This is a genomic window from Paracoccus sp. J56, from assembly GCF_019633685.1.
Lineage (GTDB): Bacteria > Pseudomonadota > Alphaproteobacteria > Rhodobacterales > Rhodobacteraceae > Paracoccus > Paracoccus kondratievae.
In genome coordinates this window covers 35,562-49,941 of sequence record NZ_JAFL01000003.1, presented here as the reverse complement: position 1 = coordinate 49,941, position 14,380 = coordinate 35,562, and the positions used below count along the sequence as shown (strand labels likewise).

Genomic DNA, 14,380 nt, shown 5'->3' with positions numbered 1-14,380 from the left:
CGGGAAATCCTTATCCGTTCACGCCCGGGTCGGGGGCGGTCGCATTGTTCTGGCCATGGCCGGGCAAAGTCCCGGTCATCAGCCGTGTCTGAAGATCCTGATACCATGCCTGCAGCCTTTCACGCGGCTGGCGCCACAGGGCGGGCAGGTTACGTCCGGCCAAAAGGGCCCCGCGCGTCTGTGGCAGGTTCCAGCGACCTCCGGCGAGGTCTTTTGGCAGCTCGGCCAGCGTCATGCGCAGATACCACAGTGCATAGCGGGCCAGATCGCGCCCGGGCTGGGCCGAATTGCGGCGGACGAAATAAGCGATGTTGAGCAGGGCGAGCGCGGCATTCACCCGCCGCCGGTCCCGACCTGCCGCAGCCTCAAGATGGTGGATCGGCGCGTCCGGGGCCATGGCAAGGATGCCGTGGCGGCCAAGGCGATAGCTTGCATCCAGATCCTCGGCGATGGCACTGCCGACAAGCCCTTCGTCAAAAGGTTCGCGCAGTGCTACGGCCCGGCGCAGGGTCAGGGCAAAGCCGACGATGAAATCCAGCCGGACCAGCCCTTGTGGCAGGCTGGTATCGCCCTGCCAGCGCCGCTCGGGCGGGTCATAGGGCAGGAAGCGCTGGTCTGCGGGGATCATCAGAAGATGGCGCAGGGCAAAGTCGATCACATGCCGTGCCAGTCCGCTTTGGCTGGAAAGCATCCGGTTTACGCGGCCGGTCTGCTTAAGCTCGCCCGCCTTGGCTGCTTGATGCGCCCAGGAAGTGTTGCAGGCCGAAATGGCGGCGATCCGCCCCCGGGTGTCGGCGCGGTAATGGGCCATGATCCGGCTTGCGCAGGCAGGGTGCAAAAGCGCGTCGTCGTCGATCATGAACAGGATGTCGGCCCGCGCCAGAGCAACGGCCTGATTGCGCTGGACGGTCAGCGATTTGCGCTGTGCGGGCTCATAGCTTAGCGGACAGCCGCCCATTTCAGCGATCACTGCCGCGACATTGTCGCGGTTCTGTGCCCAGTCCGCACTGGCATCGACGATGATAATTTCGGCTGGGCGCTCATCCGAAGCCAGCGCCGCGCGGACGCAATCGCACAGGATGCTGCCGCGATTATAGGTCGAAACACAAAGCGCCCAATCATTGGCGCGGGAGGGCAGGGGCGCACGGTCCTGAAGGGGTTCGACGGTCATGGCGTCTTACCCCAGGCAAAGGTGCAGGTGCCGGGCCAGGCGACGCGCAGGGCGGCGGGACCGTAACCGAGGCGGGATGCTTCGGCGGTTCTGGCGACGATCTGGCAACGACGGCGGTCCAATCTGGCACCTGTTAAAAGATCTGGCGCGGCCCCCAGTAAAGGTAGGCAGGGGCCACGCCCAAGTCAAAAGCCCTTGCGGTCAGGTCAGCGGCCGATCGCTTTCAGAACGGCGTCGCCCAGACCGGCGGGGCTGTCAGCAACGATGATCCCGGCCGATTTCATGGCCTCGATCTTCGATTCCGCGTCACCCTTGCCGCCCGAGACGATGGCGCCGGCATGACCCATGCGGCGGCCCTTCGGAGCGGTGCGGCCAGCAATAAAGCCAGCGGTCGGCTTCCATTTGCCTTTGCGCTTTTGCTCGGCCAGGAACTCGGCGGCCTCTTCTTCGGCCGAACCACCGATCTCACCGATCATGATGATCGACTCGGTCTCAGGGTCGTCGAGGAACATCTGCAGCACGTCGATATGGTCCAGGCCCTTGATCGGGTCGCCGCCGATGCCGACAGCGGTGGACTGGCCAAGGCCGACATCCGAGGTCTGCTTGACCGCCTCATAGGTCAGCGTGCCCGAGCGCGACACGACGCCGACCGAACCGCGCGAGAAGATCGAGCCGGGCATAATGCCGATCTTGCATTCGCCGGGGGTCAGGATGCCGGGGCAGTTCGGGCCGATCAGGCGCGATTTGCTGTCGCTCAGCGCGCGCTTGACCTTCATCATGTCGAGGACCGGGATACCCTCGGTGATGCAGACGATCAGCGGGATTTCGGCGTCGATCGCTTCAAGGATCGAGTCGGCCGCGAAGGGCGGCGGGACATAAATCACCGTGGCATCGGCGCCGGTTTTGGCCACGGCTTCGTGGACCGAGTCAAAGACCGGCAGGCCCAGATGCTCGGTGCCGCCCTTGCCCGGGGTCACGCCGCCGACCATCTGCGTGCCATAGGCGATCGCCTGTTCGGTGTGGAAGGTGCCCTGAGAACCGGTGATCCCCTGGCAGATGACTTTGGTGGCTTTGTTGACGAGAACGGCCATCTTCTTATCCTTTCACCGCTTTCACGATCTTCTGAGCCGCATCCGACAGGTCGTCGGCCGGGATCACATTCAGGCCCGAGTCGCGGATGATTTGCTTGCCCAGCTCGACGTTGGTGCCTTCAAGCCGCACGACCAGAGGCACTTGCAGCCCGACTTCCTTCACCGCGGCGATGATGCCTTCGGCGATGATGTCGCAACGCATGATGCCGCCAAAGATGTTGACCAGAATGCCTTTGACGTTCGGGTCCGAGGTGATGATCTTGAATGCCTCGGTCACTTTCTCTTTGGTGGCGCCGCCACCAACGTCGAGGAAGTTCGCGGGCTCGGCGCCGAACAGCTTGATGATGTCCATGGTGGCCATGGCCAGACCGGCGCCATTCACCATGCAGCCGATTTCGCCATCCAGCGCGATGTAGTTCAGGTCGAACTTGGATGCAGCGAGTTCCTTGGGATCCTCTTCGGTCTCGTCGCGCAGCGCGAGGACGTCGGGCTGGCGGTAGAGGGCGTTGTTGTCAAAGCCCATCTTGGCGTCGAGGCACTTGAGATTGCCGTCTTTCATCACGATCAGCGGGTTGATCTCCAGCATCTCCATGTCCTTTTCAAGGAACAGGCGATACAGGTTCTTGACCAGCTGGACGCATTGCTTGACCTGCGCACCCTTGAGGCCAAGGGCAAAGGCCACGCGGCGGCCGTGGAAATCCGAAAGGCCAGTCGCCGGATCGACGCTGAAGCTGACGATCTTTTCGGGGGTCGAGGCCGCGACCTCTTCGATATCCATGCCGCCTTCGGTCGAGGCGACGAAGCTGATGCGCGAGCTGCCGCGATCAACCAGAAGCGCGAGATACAGCTCGCGCTCGATGTCGCTGCCGTCCTCGATATAGATGCGGTTGACCTGCTTACCGGCCTCACCCGTCTGATGGGTGACGAGGGTGCGGCCCAGCATCTGACGGGTCAGCTCTTCGGCCTCCTCGACCGATTTCGCCAGACGGACGCCGCCCTTTTCACCGGCCTCTTTTTCCTTGAAGTGACCCTTGCCACGGCCGCCGGCATGAATCTGCGCCTTCACGACCCAGAGCGGGCCGTCGAGTTCCCCCGCCGCCGCCTTGGCCTCGTCGGCCTTCATCACCACCCGCCCGTCGGAAACCGGCGCGCCGTACTGGCGCAGCAGCGCCTTGGCCTGGTATTCATGGATGTTCATCGTGCTTCCCCGCAGTTGTCGGTTGGCCGGGCTTGTGCCACATTCCGCGTCGGCGCCAAAGCCCTATACAGGCCGAGTTGCATAAAATGAGCTGCTTTCCGCCTTTTGTGATCACACCTCTTGAGGCTGCGATCACAAAACTGCTGGCAGCCAGCCCCTGCCGTCGCGTCATCGTGGTGCGGCCGCGCACCGTTTCGCTTCCAGGTCGCGCGGGGATGCGTTCGGGGTGAGAGTCAGACAAAATCGGCAAAATTGATTTCTTTTGACATCTCTTGGCCGGTGGTTTTTGGTCAGACGTCATTTGATGATCTATACTGAGAGATATTACCATGGCGACCATTAACGGCACCGATGGTGCGGATACCCTGACGGGTACTCCAGACGCCGACGTGATTAACGGACTTGCTGGCAATGATGTCATCACCGGCGGCAGTGGTAACGATACGCTGCGCGGCGGCTCTGGCGACGACACATTCCTGATCGGCGGTACCAGCCCGGGGACAGACATTTTTGACGGCGGCGACGGTGCTGACCGGATCCGCCTGAACGGCAATTTGACCGTCTCGAACCTCCAGTTGACCAGCGCCAATGTGATCAGCACCGAGACGCTGGATTTCTCGATCTACAGCATTCAGGGCACTGGCGCGAACGATACGTTCAATATCAGCGGCATCACCTATACCAGCAGCTACGACTGGTTCTACCTGTATGACGGCAACGACAGTTTCGTCGGCTATGTCGGCAACGACTCGGTCGATGGCGGTGCTGGCAACGATACGCTCAACGGTGGTGCCGGCAATGACGTCCTGACCGGAGGTGGCGGCAACGACCATCTGATCGGCGGCAGCGGCAACGACACGTTCCAGATCGGCGGCACGGATATTGGCTACGATATCTATAATGGCGGAGACGGCGATGACCGGATCCGTCTGACCAGCAATGTGACTGTCTCGAACCTGCAGTTGACCAGCGCCAATGTGATCAGCACTGAGACGCTGGATTTCTCGATCTACAGCATTCAGGGCACTGGCGCGAACGATACGTTCAACATCAGCGGCATCACCTATACCAGCAGCTACGACTGGTTCTACCTGTATGACGGCAACGACAGTTTCGTCGGCTATGTCGGCAACGACTCGGTCGATGGCGGTGCTGGCAACGATACGCTCAACGGTGGTGCCGGCAATGACGTCCTGACCGGAGGTGGCGGCAACGACCATCTGATCGGCGGCAGCGGCAACGACACGTTCCAGATCGGCGGCACGGATATTGGCTACGATATCTATAATGGCGGAGACGGCGATGACCGGATCCGTCTGACCAGCAATGTGACTGTCTCGAATCTGCAATTGACCAGCGCCAATGTGATCAGCACCGAGACGCTGGATTTCTCGATCTACAGCATTCAGGGCACTGGCGCGAACGATACGTTCAATATCAGCGGCATCACCTATACCAGCAGCTACGACCGCTTTTACATGCACGATGGCAACGACAGTTTCATCGGCTATTCCGGCAATGACGCAGTCGATGGCGGTGCTGGCAACGATACGCTGCGGGGCGAGGCCGGCAACGACCAGCTGATTGGCGGCAGTGGCAATGATGTGCTGATCGGCGGCACTGGTAACGATACTCTGGATGGCGGTACCGGCTCCGACACCGCTCTTTATGATGGGGCCACAAGTGGAGTAAGGGTCAATCTGGGCTCAACCAGCGCACAAGCCATTGGCGGCGGTCAGGGCACCGACGTGCTGACCAGCATCGAGCATGTCCGCGGCTCGCGCTACAGCGACAGCCTGACCGGCAGCGGGGCCAGCAACGTTCTGAATGCCGGTGCGGGCAATGACACGCTCAGCGGTGGTGCCGGCAATGACCGGTTGATCGGTGGCGACGGCAATGACTACCTTAAGGGTGGCACTGGCAACGATACGCTGGAAGGCGGTGCCGGCACGGATACCGCGCTTTATGACAGCGCGACCGGCGGAGTGAAGGTCAACTTGGGTTCTGCCAGTGCGCAGGCGATCGGTGGCGGTCAGGGCACAGACGTGCTGACCGGCATCGAGAATGTTCGTGGCTCACGCTACAACGACAGCCTGACCGGCAGCGGAGGGAATAACATCCTGAACGCCGGTGCGGGCAATGACACGCTCAGCGGTGGTGCCGGCAATGACCGGCTGATTGGCGGCGCTGGTAATGACTACCTTAACGGCGGTACCGGCAACGATACGCTGGATGGTAGCACCGGCTCGGACACCGTGCTCTATGATGGCGCGACGAGTGCTGTCACAGTCAACCTCGGCTCGACCAAGGCGCAGGCGATTGGCGGTGGCTACGGGACCGATGTGCTGAGCAGCATCGAGAATGTCCGCGGTTCGCGCTACAGCGACAGCCTGACCGGCAGCGGGGGGAATAACGTCCTGAACGCGGGTGCGGGCAATGATACGCTCAGCGGCGGTGCTGGCAGTGACCGGTTGATCGGTGGCTCGGGCAATGACTACCTTAACGGTGGTACCGGCAATGATACTCTGGAAGGTGGAACCGGCACGGATACGGTGCTTTACGATGGGGCTACCAGTGCTGTTACCATCAACCTGGGCTCGACCAAGGCGCAGGCTATCGGCGGCGGCTATGGTACCGATGTGCTGAGCAGCATCGAGAATGTCCGCGGTTCGCGCTACAGCGACAGCCTGACCGGCAGCGGGGGGAATAACGTCCTGAACGCCGGTGCGGGCAATGATACGCTCAGCGGCGGTGCCGGCAATGACCGGCTGATTGGCGGCTCGGGCAATGACTATCTTAACGGCGGCACTGGCAACGATACGCTGGATGGCGGAACCGGGATCGATACCGCGCTGTATGACGGCGCCACGTCCGGCATCAAGGTTAACCTCGGTTCGACCAGCGCGCAGGCCATCGGCGGCGGCTATGGTACCGATGTACTGAACAGCATCGAGAACATCCGCGGCTCTCGTTACAGTGACAGCCTGACCGGCAGCGGGGCGAATAACGTCCTGAACGCAGGTGCAGGCAATGACACGGTAAGCGGCGGTGCTGGCAACGACCAGCTGATCGGCGGCACCGGCAACGATCGGCTGCTTGGCGGTACCGGCAACGACACGCTGACGGGCGGGGCCGGCAATGACGTTCTGTCCGGCGGTTCCGGCGCGGATGTCTTTGTCTTCTCGGTTCGTGACAATGCTGACCGGATCAGCGACTGGCAGAATGGCTCTGACGTGATCCGGATCGTTGCGGGCACCTATGATGGTGAGCGTTACGACAGCTTTGATGACCTGACCATCACCCAGTCTGGTTCCAATACCGTGGTCAGCTTTGGCGGCACCACGGTCACGCTGACCGGGATCAACAGCGGTCTGCTGGACGCTTCGGACTTCGTGTTCGTCTGATAAACAAGAAACCCCGCGGGACGCGTCCGCGGGGTTTTTCCTTGCGGCGGCCGGAATGGCCGCTATGTGCGATTGGCCTGATCAGGCCAGCGTGGGGTCGATGCCCTTGCAGGCGGTCACGAGGCCTTTCACCGCATCAACCGACTTGTCGAACATCGCTTGCTCGTCTTTGTTCAGGGTGATGTCGATGACGCGTTCGATCCCCTTGGCACCGATCACGGTCGGCACGCCGACATAGAGACCGTCAAGGCCGTAGGCATCTTTCACATAGGCTGCGCAGGGCAGGACGCGCTTTTGGTCCTTCAGATAGGCCTCTGCCATCTCGATGGCCGAGGTGGCGGGGGCGTAGAAGGCCGAGCCGGTCTTCAGCAGGCCGACGATTTCGGCGCCGCCGTCACGGGTGCGCTGGATGATGGCATCCAGTTTTTCCTGCGTGGTCCAGCCCATCTTGACCAGATCGGGCAGCGGGATACCGGCGACGGTCGAATAGCGGGCCAGCGGCACCATGGTATCGCCATGGCCACCCAGCACGAATGCGGTCACGTCGCGCATCGAGACGCCGAATTCCAGCGACAGGAAGTGGCGGAAGCGCGCCGAATCAAGCACACCGGCCATGCCGACGACTTTCTCGTGGGGCAGGCCGCTAAACTGGCGCAGCGCCCAGACCATGGCGTCGAGCGGGTTGGTGATGCAGATGACAAAGGCGTTCGGGGCGTGCTGCTTGATGCCTTCGCCCACCGATTTCATGACCTTGAGGTTGATGCCCAGCAGGTCGTCGCGGCTCATGCCAGGCTTGCGCGGCACGCCGGCGGTCACGATGCAGACATCAGCGCCGGCGATGTCGGCGTAATCATTGGTGCCCTTGAGCACGGCGTCAAAGCCCTCGGACGGACCCGATTCCGCGATGTCCAGCGCCTTGCCCTGAGGAGTGCCCTCGGCGATGTCAAACAGGACGACATCGCCCAGTTCCTTCATCGCGGCCAGATGTGCGAGCGTGCCGCCGATCTGTCCCGCACCGATAAGTGCGATCTTGGGTCGGGCCATGATAACCTCCGATTTCCATGATGGTTCGGGCGGTGGCGTAGTCCCTCGGGATGAGAATCGCAAGCCTTGCCTGTGGACAGAATGCAGAATCGTCCGCTGTCAATCGCTAACATGAAATGCTTGCCCCGCATTGCCGACCGCGCGGCGCTGGATTAACCCGGCGTTAAGCGACAACGGAGCGCGTCGATGGAAATCTTGGGCTGGGTGCTGGCGGTCATTGCTGCCTTGTCTATCGGAATGGCCAAGGGCGGATTGTCGATGGTCGGTACGATTTCAGTCCCGCTGCTGTCGCTGGTCATGTCGCCGGTGCAGGCAGCGGGGATTCTGCTGCCGGTCTATGTCATCTCGGATATCGGCGGGCTGATTGCCTTTCGCCGCAATTTCGATGCGAGGGTGTTGTGGACGCTGGTGCCGGGGGCGATCACCGGCATCGGGCTGGGCTGGGCCACGGCGCATCACGTCAATGACGCGCAGGTCGGCCTGATCGTCGGGCTTATCGGCCTGACATTCGCACTGAACGCGCTGTTGCGCAGCCCGGTCGATGGCAGTGCGCGGCCGCCGCGCTGGGGGGCAGGTACCCTTTGGGGCATGGTCTCGGGCTATACCAGCTTTGTGTCGCATTCCGGGGCCGCACCCTATCAGGTCTATGCCCAACCGCTGCGTATGACGCCGATGACCTATGCCGGCACGACGACGATCTTTTTCGCCATCTGCAACGCGGTTAAGCTGATTCCTTATGCGCTGCTTGGACAGCTTTCGGCGCATAACCTGTCGATCGCCGCCGTGCTGATGGTGCCGGGAATCATCGGTGTCCTGATCGGGCTATGGCTGGTGCGGCGCATGTCGCCGCGCGTTTTCTACAGTTTTATCACCTGGGCGCTGATGCTGGTTTCGGCCAGGCTGATCTGGGATGGCATCTGCGGGCTTTACCCGGATCGAAGGGGGCCTGCCCGCGCTGGACGACATCACCGTGAAGCTGCGCTTCGCGCCCGGCCCCTCTCAGGGCTGGCAGCAGACCCTGTCCGAGACCATCGGCACGCCGCGCGCCCTCTAGCCTTTCAGCACGACCACGGCTTCCGAGGTCTGCATCTGGAAGGTCAGCGTCTCTTGCAGGTACAGCGTGACCGAGATCGCGTCATGCGACAGATAGCCGATCGCGACATCCTGCCCCAGCCACAGGTCGAAATCTCCGCCGCGCGTGGTCACGACCGCGCCCCCTTGCAGCGCCTGGCTCCAGACCACGGGCACATCGACCAGTTTTTCGAGGTGCTTGAGAACGGGATAGCCGTCCTCGGCCCCGCCATTGGCGGCGGTGAAGGCGGCGGTGCCCAACACCAGCGCATAGGGGCCGTTCACGCCCGCAAGCCGCAACTCGCCGACGGCGGCGGCGACCGCCTCGGGGTAATCGGCGACATCGACGGGCAGCGCGACCGGCGCATTGCTGCTTTCCGGCAGGATGCCCCTGATGCCCGCATCCGCATAGCCCAGAAAGACCAGCCGATCCTCGGCCAGCGCGATCTGGCGGGCGGCGTCCTTCAGGGGCTGCCAATCGCTGTCATTTGCGCCGCGCGCCACGTCGTCGATGGCGGCCCGCGACAGCTTGAAGGGCACGCGCAGTTCGACCAGCGGATTGACCTCGCGCTTGTGGCAATCGACCCCCTCCGCCAGCGCCGCCGCCGGATGCAGATGCCCGGTGCCGACGGCGGACAGGGCGAACCCCTCGGGGCCGTGCAGGTCCACCACATGGCGCGCGCCCAAATAGCGGCGCAGGGTCCGGCCGGCTTCGTCTTCGATCTGCGCCCAGGCGGCCGTGCTGATCGGGGCCAGGTCGCGATAGAGGTTGTCCATCTCAGTCTCCTTGCTTCAAGGATCCAATGCCCAACGAAGCATCAGCCTGCCGGGTTGCTTGCGGGGGTGCGGGCGGCGCGGCAAGCGCCCCGCCTGCGCCGATGATGGCCAGGATATTGGCCGTCGGAATGAAGAACAGCCCGCCCGTGACCGGTGTCGAGACGTCCAGAATGCGGTCGTAATTGCCCGCAGGCAGGCCCACGAACATATTGCGAAGCATGGTCTCGATCCGGCCCGGCTCACGCGCGTAGCCGATGAAATAGGTCCCGAATTCCCCCCTGGCCGGGCTGCCGAAGGGCATGTTGTCGCGCAGGATCTGCAGCTGGTTGCCCTGCGCATCCGCGATATTGGTCAGCACATTATGGGCAAAGCTGGGCTTTTCGGCCTCAGAAAGCTCGATGTCCGACAGCTTCTGGCGACCGATGACGCGCTCCTGGCTTTCGGTGGTCATCGCCTGCCATTTTGCCATGTCGTGCAGATATTTCTGCACGATCACATAGCTGCCACCTGCGAAAGCGGCATCCTCGGGGCCGATCAGGACGGCGGCGGTCCGCTCGGCTCCGTCCGGGTTTTCGGTGCCGTCGACGAAGCCCAGCAAGTCGCGATTGTCGAGGTACCTGAAGCCCTGCGTCTCATCCTCGACCGTGGCGAAGGGGCCGAGGCGCTGCATGATCTGCGTGGCCAGTTCAAAGCAGAAATCGGGCCGCGCGGCGCGGATGTGCAGCAGGATGTCGCCGGGCGTCGAGGGTGCCAGATGGACGCCCGCGATTGCCTGAAAGACATGCAGCCCCGCTGGACGCGCGCCAAGGCCCAGCCGATCCCACAGGGGCGCGCCGATGCCAAGGATGCAGGTCAGCCCGGCCTCGGCGCTGCGAAACCCCACCGCCCGGATCAACGCGGGCAGATCGGCGCAGAGCCCCCGGAACGCCTGCAGCGCGGGCTCATCCTCGTGCAGGGACAGGGTGATGAAGATCGCGCTGCGGGTCAGTGTGCCTTCGACCGGCTGGGAAATCGCCGCGCCGGTCATGCGGCACAGCGCCTGACGCCAAAGGACTTGCTGCCTGCGAGGATACCAAGAACCATCGTCCGCCCACCGCCTTGCGATTGATTGCCTGACCGGCACCGAGTCGCGCCCGTCGCCCGTCATTGGCCAATCTTGCCACAACAGACCCGCATCGCCAGCCCAAAATCCGCACCGATGCCCAGTTGAATTGACCCGACATTCCCCAAGTGGCCTGCCGCTTGACTTCAAGATCGCCTGATTTTGCTCGCTGGGCAAGCGTTTTTCGCCCCGAGCGGTGTCTGTCGTCGCGCAAACGGCCGAAGTCGGGTGGATCAAGCCTCGAACCCGCAGCATTCTGGCCCGGCAGAGCCGCTTTTCCGCGCGGCAGACGGACCTGTCCTGCCGCTTTCGTTCAGCTTGGGCATGGATCGTGGTCATGCGCATGACGGAGGCGTTCGAAGACGGCGGATGGCGGCAAGGACGGCCCGCACCATCGGGCCGGTGACGGCGACCTCGGCCAACTGGAAGGTAATGGCGCGGGCGTGGCGGACGACGCGGGCGCCGATCTTGATCAGCTTGAGTTGCAGGCTGGTCAACGACCAGTCCGCCATGGCCTCGGGCAGTTCGATGCAGCGCAGGAAGGTTGCCAGGTTGTAGGCCAGCGCGTGCAGTTGCAGCCGCACCTCGTTGTGCCGGAACTTCCGGCATGACAGCCGCGTCCAGCGAAAGGCATATTTGCCTTCCTTGATGTGCTGCTCTGCGGTGCCGCGCTGGTTGTAGAACCTCACCACCCAGTCTGGCTCCATCGGCAGGTTGGTGACGATGAAGCCGACTTTGGGGAACAGCTCGCCCGGATGCCATTCGATCTTGGCGATGACGCGGCGCGGCTTGTCCCAGGACGCCGCCTGATACTCGAAGTCCTCGAAGAACCGTTTGACCTTGGTCAGCGAAGGCCGTCCCACGGGCCGTGTCAGCCGATGCGCGATCTTCTCGCGCAAGACGGCGTTGGCGGGCAGACGGATGGCGTAGAAGAACCTGGCTTCTTCCAGCCGCATATAGATCGCGGGGATCGCGTAGGCAGCGTCGGCCCGGAAGAAGCGTCCACCAAGGTCGCGGCCAGCATATCGGGCAATGACGGGATCAAGGACATCCCGCCAGCCATCGGCGCTGTGGACATTGCCGTTACGCAGGGCGCAGCGCTCCAGCATGCCAAACTGGTTGAACAAGAAGATGGGGTGATAGCAGGTGCAGTCGAAATGCCCGTTCCAGGCAGCACCTTCCTGATCGCCGTGGGTGGGGCTGACCGAGCTGTCCATGTCCAGCACGATGTATTTCAACCCGTTGCGGTCATGAAACCGGTCGATCCATTGGCCGTTCAGATCGGCCAGCGCCGCCCGGTTCGCGGCCAGAGCCAGCGTCTCGGTCTCGAACCGTCCCATCTGCGATGCCGAAGCAGCTTGCGCCTCGACGGCCCTGCCGCCAACGACCTGACGCATCACGGGATCGAGGGCCAAGCGGTCGGCATCGTTCACATCCTCGTATCCGGCCAGTCGTCCGAACACCGATTGCCGGAACAATCCGTCAAGCCGATGGAGCGTGTTCTTCCCGGTGCGGCTGTCTCGCAGCGCCTCCGACGCCAGATTGGACAGGCCGAGCACGTCATCAAGCTCGCGCATCACCAGCAGGCCACCGTCTGAACTGATCTGCGCACCACGGAACTCCAGACGCACACGGCGGTCGAAATCAACCCGATCTCCCCGCGCCAAGCCCGCACCCTCCAGGTGATCCATGAAACGCGCCCCTCGCAGCCGTCAACGCCATGATTTATATGCGAAATATCACGATTACGACAGCGAAATCAGCGACTTACTTGGAGAATGTGGGATCTGACGCTGCACTGCGGCAAATCGAGGCTTGCGATTCGCTTCCTTTCCGGGCAGGTTCGCGCAAGATTATTACGCGAGGCCCAGATGACCCGTCCTTATCGTTCCGTGCTGTACATTCCCGCCGCCAATGTTCGGGCGATGGAAAAGGCCCAGACGCTGGCCGCCGATGCGATCATCTTTGACCTTGAGGACGCAGTGGCGCCCGCAGAAAAGGTTGGTGCGCGTGGGCTGCTGTCACAGGCCCTGCAGGCTGATTACGGCGGTCGGGCGCGAATCGTACGCATCAACGGGCTTGATACCGAATGGGGCGAGGATGACGCCCGCGCCTTTGCCTTGGGCGCCGACGCGGTGCTGGTGCCCAAGGTCAGCCGCAGTGCCGATCTGGATCGGGTGGCGGCACTGGTCCCCGAAACCCCGCTGTGGGCGATGATGGAGACGGCCGAGGGCATGCTTAATGCCGCCCGGATCGCCGCCCATCCGCGCCTGCAAGGCATGGTCATGGGGACCAACGATCTGGCCAAGGAACTGAACAGCCGTTTCCGCGCCGACCGCCTGCCCATGATGGCCGGGCTGGGCCTGTGTCTTCTGGCTGCGCGGGCGCATGGCCGGGTGATCGTGGATGGCGTCTTTAACGCCTTCAAGGACGAAGAGGGGCTGCGCGCGGAATGCGCGCAGGGCCGCGACATGGGTTTCGACGGCAAGACCCTGATTCACCCGGCGCAGCTTGCCATTGCCAATGAAGTCTTTGCCCCCTCAGAGGCCGAGGTAGAGCTGGCGCGCCGTCAGATTGACGCGTTTGAAGAGGCCAAGGCGCAGGGCAAGGGCGTCGCGGTGGTCGATGGCCGGATCGTCGAGAATCTGCATGTCGAGACCGCCCGCGCCACTTTGGCCAAGGCGGCTGCGATTGCCGAACTCGCGGGGTGATGGCAGGGTAGCGCCATTACATCCAGCAGAGGAACAAGCCAGATGTTTATCCTGATACTTGGCGTGGCGCTTTGGTGGGTGGCGCATCTTCTTAAGCGGCTCGCTCCGCCCCTGCGCGAACGGCTTGGCCGTGGCGCGGTGGCGGGGGCACTGCTGTTGTCGGTGGTGCTGATGGTGCTTGGCTACCGCCTTGCTGACGGCCCTTATTGGTGGGGGGCAAGTGCGCCTCTCAAGGGCATCAACAACCTGCTCGTGCTGGCGGCATTCTACCTTTTCGCCGCATCGGGGATGAAGACGCGCATCACCCGCCACATCCGTCACCCGCAATTGACCGGCTTTGCGCTATGGGCTTTTGCGCATCTGCTGCCGAACGGCGATCTGCCCAGCTTTGTCCTGTTTGGCGGGCTTTTCATCTGGGCGCTGGTCCAGATCGTGGTCATCAACCGGGATGAGCCGGGCTGGATCCCGCCCGCTGGCCCCTTTCCTCCGCGCAAAGAGATCATGGCGGTCGTGGGCGCCATCGTCGTCATGCTGGTCGTGGGGCTGATCCACAGCTGGCTGGGCTACAACCCGTTCGGAAACTGAGCTTTGGGGGCTGACATGCCGAAAATCTATCGCCTGCTGACCGAAGATGACACCTCGGCCTTTTGCCACAAGGTCAGCGAGGCCCTGTCCAAAGGGTGGGAGCTGTATGGCGATCCCTCCTATGCCTTTGACGCCTCGCGCGGCGTGATGCGTTGCGCCCAGGCAGTCACCAAGGAGATCGAGACCGAGTATCACCCCCAGATGAAGCTGGGCCAGCAATAGGGAG

12 protein-coding genes and 1 pseudogene are annotated in these 14,380 nt (G+C 62.9%); 6 read left to right on the top strand and 7 right to left on the bottom strand.

The window, feature by feature from the left end:
* Window positions 1-10 precede the first annotated feature (10 nt).
* The 3 genes from M511_RS02980 to sucC form a co-directional block, all read right to left on the bottom strand.
* The gene (locus M511_RS02980) at window positions 11-1,171 is read right to left on the bottom strand and encodes a glycosyltransferase family 2 protein (protein ID WP_085501321.1); all 1,161 of its coding nucleotides are present in this window, start codon (window positions 1,169-1,171) and stop codon (window positions 11-13) included.
* A 206-nt stretch (window positions 1,172-1,377) separates the two neighbouring features.
* Window positions 1,378-2,262: a succinate--CoA ligase subunit alpha gene (gene sucD, locus M511_RS02975; RefSeq protein ID WP_085501320.1), complete on the bottom strand. Its 885-nt coding sequence runs from the start codon at window positions 2,260-2,262 to the stop codon at window positions 1,378-1,380.
* A 4-nt stretch (window positions 2,263-2,266) separates the two neighbouring features.
* Window positions 2,267-3,460 carry an ADP-forming succinate--CoA ligase subunit beta gene (gene sucC, locus M511_RS02970; RefSeq protein ID WP_010393090.1) on the bottom strand — a complete coding sequence of 398 codons (1,194 nt, stop codon included), beginning with the start codon at window positions 3,458-3,460 and terminating at the stop codon, window positions 2,267-2,269.
* Between the two features lie 329 nt (window positions 3,461-3,789).
* On the opposite strand from sucC, the gene M511_RS02965 reads away from it, so the two are divergent.
* Window positions 3,790-6,864: a beta strand repeat-containing protein gene (locus tag M511_RS02965; protein WP_085501319.1), complete on the top strand. Its 3,075-nt coding sequence runs from the start codon at window positions 3,790-3,792 to the stop codon at window positions 6,862-6,864.
* Window positions 6,865-6,945: 81 nt separating this feature from the next.
* Here M511_RS02965 and mdh read toward each other — a convergent pair whose 3' ends face one another.
* Window positions 6,946-7,908 carry a malate dehydrogenase gene (mdh, locus tag M511_RS02960; RefSeq protein ID WP_010393082.1) on the bottom strand — a complete coding sequence of 321 codons (963 nt, stop codon included), beginning with the start codon at window positions 7,906-7,908 and terminating at the stop codon, window positions 6,946-6,948.
* Window positions 7,909-8,094: 186 nt separating this feature from the next.
* Between mdh and M511_RS02955 the strand changes: the two are divergent.
* Window positions 8,095-8,799 (top strand): annotated as a pseudogene (locus M511_RS02955) (sulfite exporter TauE/SafE family protein); the annotation flags it as partial.
* A gap of 19 nt (window positions 8,800-8,818) precedes the next feature.
* A complete protein-coding gene (locus M511_RS02950; protein ID WP_176224505.1) occupies window positions 8,819-8,962 on the top strand; it encodes a hypothetical protein in 144 nt (47 codons plus the stop codon).
* On the opposite strand, the gene M511_RS02945 is transcribed toward M511_RS02950, so the two are convergent.
* The 3 genes from M511_RS02945 to M511_RS02935 all read right to left on the bottom strand — a co-directional run bounded on the left by M511_RS02945 (window position 8,959) and on the right by M511_RS02935 (window position 12,549).
* Window positions 8,959-9,756 carry a family 1 encapsulin nanocompartment shell protein gene (locus M511_RS02945; protein WP_085501318.1) on the bottom strand — a complete coding sequence of 266 codons (798 nt, stop codon included), beginning with the start codon at window positions 9,754-9,756 and terminating at the stop codon, window positions 8,959-8,961. The two genes, M511_RS02950 and M511_RS02945, sit on opposite strands and share 4 nt — an antisense overlap.
* Before the next feature lies 1 nt (window position 9,757).
* The gene (locus M511_RS02940) at window positions 9,758-10,783 is read right to left on the bottom strand and encodes a Dyp-type peroxidase (RefSeq protein ID WP_085501404.1); all 1,026 of its coding nucleotides are present in this window, start codon (window positions 10,781-10,783) and stop codon (window positions 9,758-9,760) included.
* 410 nt (window positions 10,784-11,193) lie between these two features.
* Window positions 11,194-12,549: an IS1380-like element ISPme1 family transposase gene (locus M511_RS02935; protein ID WP_012112698.1), complete on the bottom strand. Its 1,356-nt coding sequence runs from the start codon at window positions 12,547-12,549 to the stop codon at window positions 11,194-11,196.
* Window positions 12,550-12,729: 180 nt separating this feature from the next.
* Between M511_RS02935 and M511_RS02930 the strand changes: the two genes are divergently transcribed.
* Genes M511_RS02930 through M511_RS02920 form a run of 3 tightly spaced genes read left to right on the top strand, consistent with a single transcriptional unit; the run spans window position 12,730 to window position 14,376 of the window.
* Window positions 12,730-13,569 carry an HpcH/HpaI aldolase/citrate lyase family protein gene (locus M511_RS02930; RefSeq protein ID WP_010393077.1) on the top strand — a complete coding sequence of 280 codons (840 nt, stop codon included), beginning with the start codon at window positions 12,730-12,732 and terminating at the stop codon, window positions 13,567-13,569.
* A gap of 42 nt (window positions 13,570-13,611) precedes the next feature.
* Complete coding sequence (locus tag M511_RS02925; protein ID WP_010393076.1) at window positions 13,612-14,154, top strand: NnrU family protein; 543 nt, start codon at window positions 13,612-13,614, stop codon at window positions 14,152-14,154.
* Window positions 14,155-14,169: 15 nt separating this feature from the next.
* The gene (locus M511_RS02920) at window positions 14,170-14,376 is read left to right on the top strand and encodes a DUF1737 domain-containing protein (protein WP_010393075.1); all 207 of its coding nucleotides are present in this window, start codon (window positions 14,170-14,172) and stop codon (window positions 14,374-14,376) included.
* The last annotated feature ends 4 nt before the right edge of the window (window positions 14,377-14,380 follow it).

Coding starts and splice junctions, on each gene's coding strand:
- M511_RS02930 (WP_010393077.1), top strand. CDS start 12,730: ATGACCCGTCCTTATCGTTCCGTGCTGTACATTCCCGCCGCCAATGTT.
- M511_RS02935 (WP_012112698.1), bottom strand. CDS start 12,549: ATGGATCACCTGGAGGGTGCGGGCTTGGCGCGGGGAGATCGGGTTGAT.
- sucD (WP_085501320.1), bottom strand. CDS start 2,262: ATGGCCGTTCTCGTCAACAAAGCCACCAAAGTCATCTGCCAGGGGATC.
- M511_RS02925 (WP_010393076.1), top strand. CDS start 13,612: ATGTTTATCCTGATACTTGGCGTGGCGCTTTGGTGGGTGGCGCATCTT.
- mdh (WP_010393082.1), bottom strand. CDS start 7,908: ATGGCCCGACCCAAGATCGCACTTATCGGTGCGGGACAGATCGGCGGC.
- M511_RS02965 (WP_085501319.1), top strand. CDS start 3,790: ATGGCGACCATTAACGGCACCGATGGTGCGGATACCCTGACGGGTACT.
- M511_RS02945 (WP_085501318.1), bottom strand. CDS start 9,756: ATGGACAACCTCTATCGCGACCTGGCCCCGATCAGCACGGCCGCCTGG.
- M511_RS02950 (WP_176224505.1), top strand. CDS start 8,819: ATGGCATCTGCGGGCTTTACCCGGATCGAAGGGGGCCTGCCCGCGCTG.
- M511_RS02940 (WP_085501404.1), bottom strand. CDS start 10,783: ATGACCGGCGCGGCGATTTCCCAGCCGGTCGAAGGCACACTGACCCGC.
- M511_RS02920 (WP_010393075.1), top strand. CDS start 14,170: ATGCCGAAAATCTATCGCCTGCTGACCGAAGATGACACCTCGGCCTTT.
- sucC (WP_010393090.1), bottom strand. CDS start 3,460: ATGAACATCCATGAATACCAGGCCAAGGCGCTGCTGCGCCAGTACGGC.
- M511_RS02980 (WP_085501321.1), bottom strand. CDS start 1,171: ATGACCGTCGAACCCCTTCAGGACCGTGCGCCCCTGCCCTCCCGCGCC.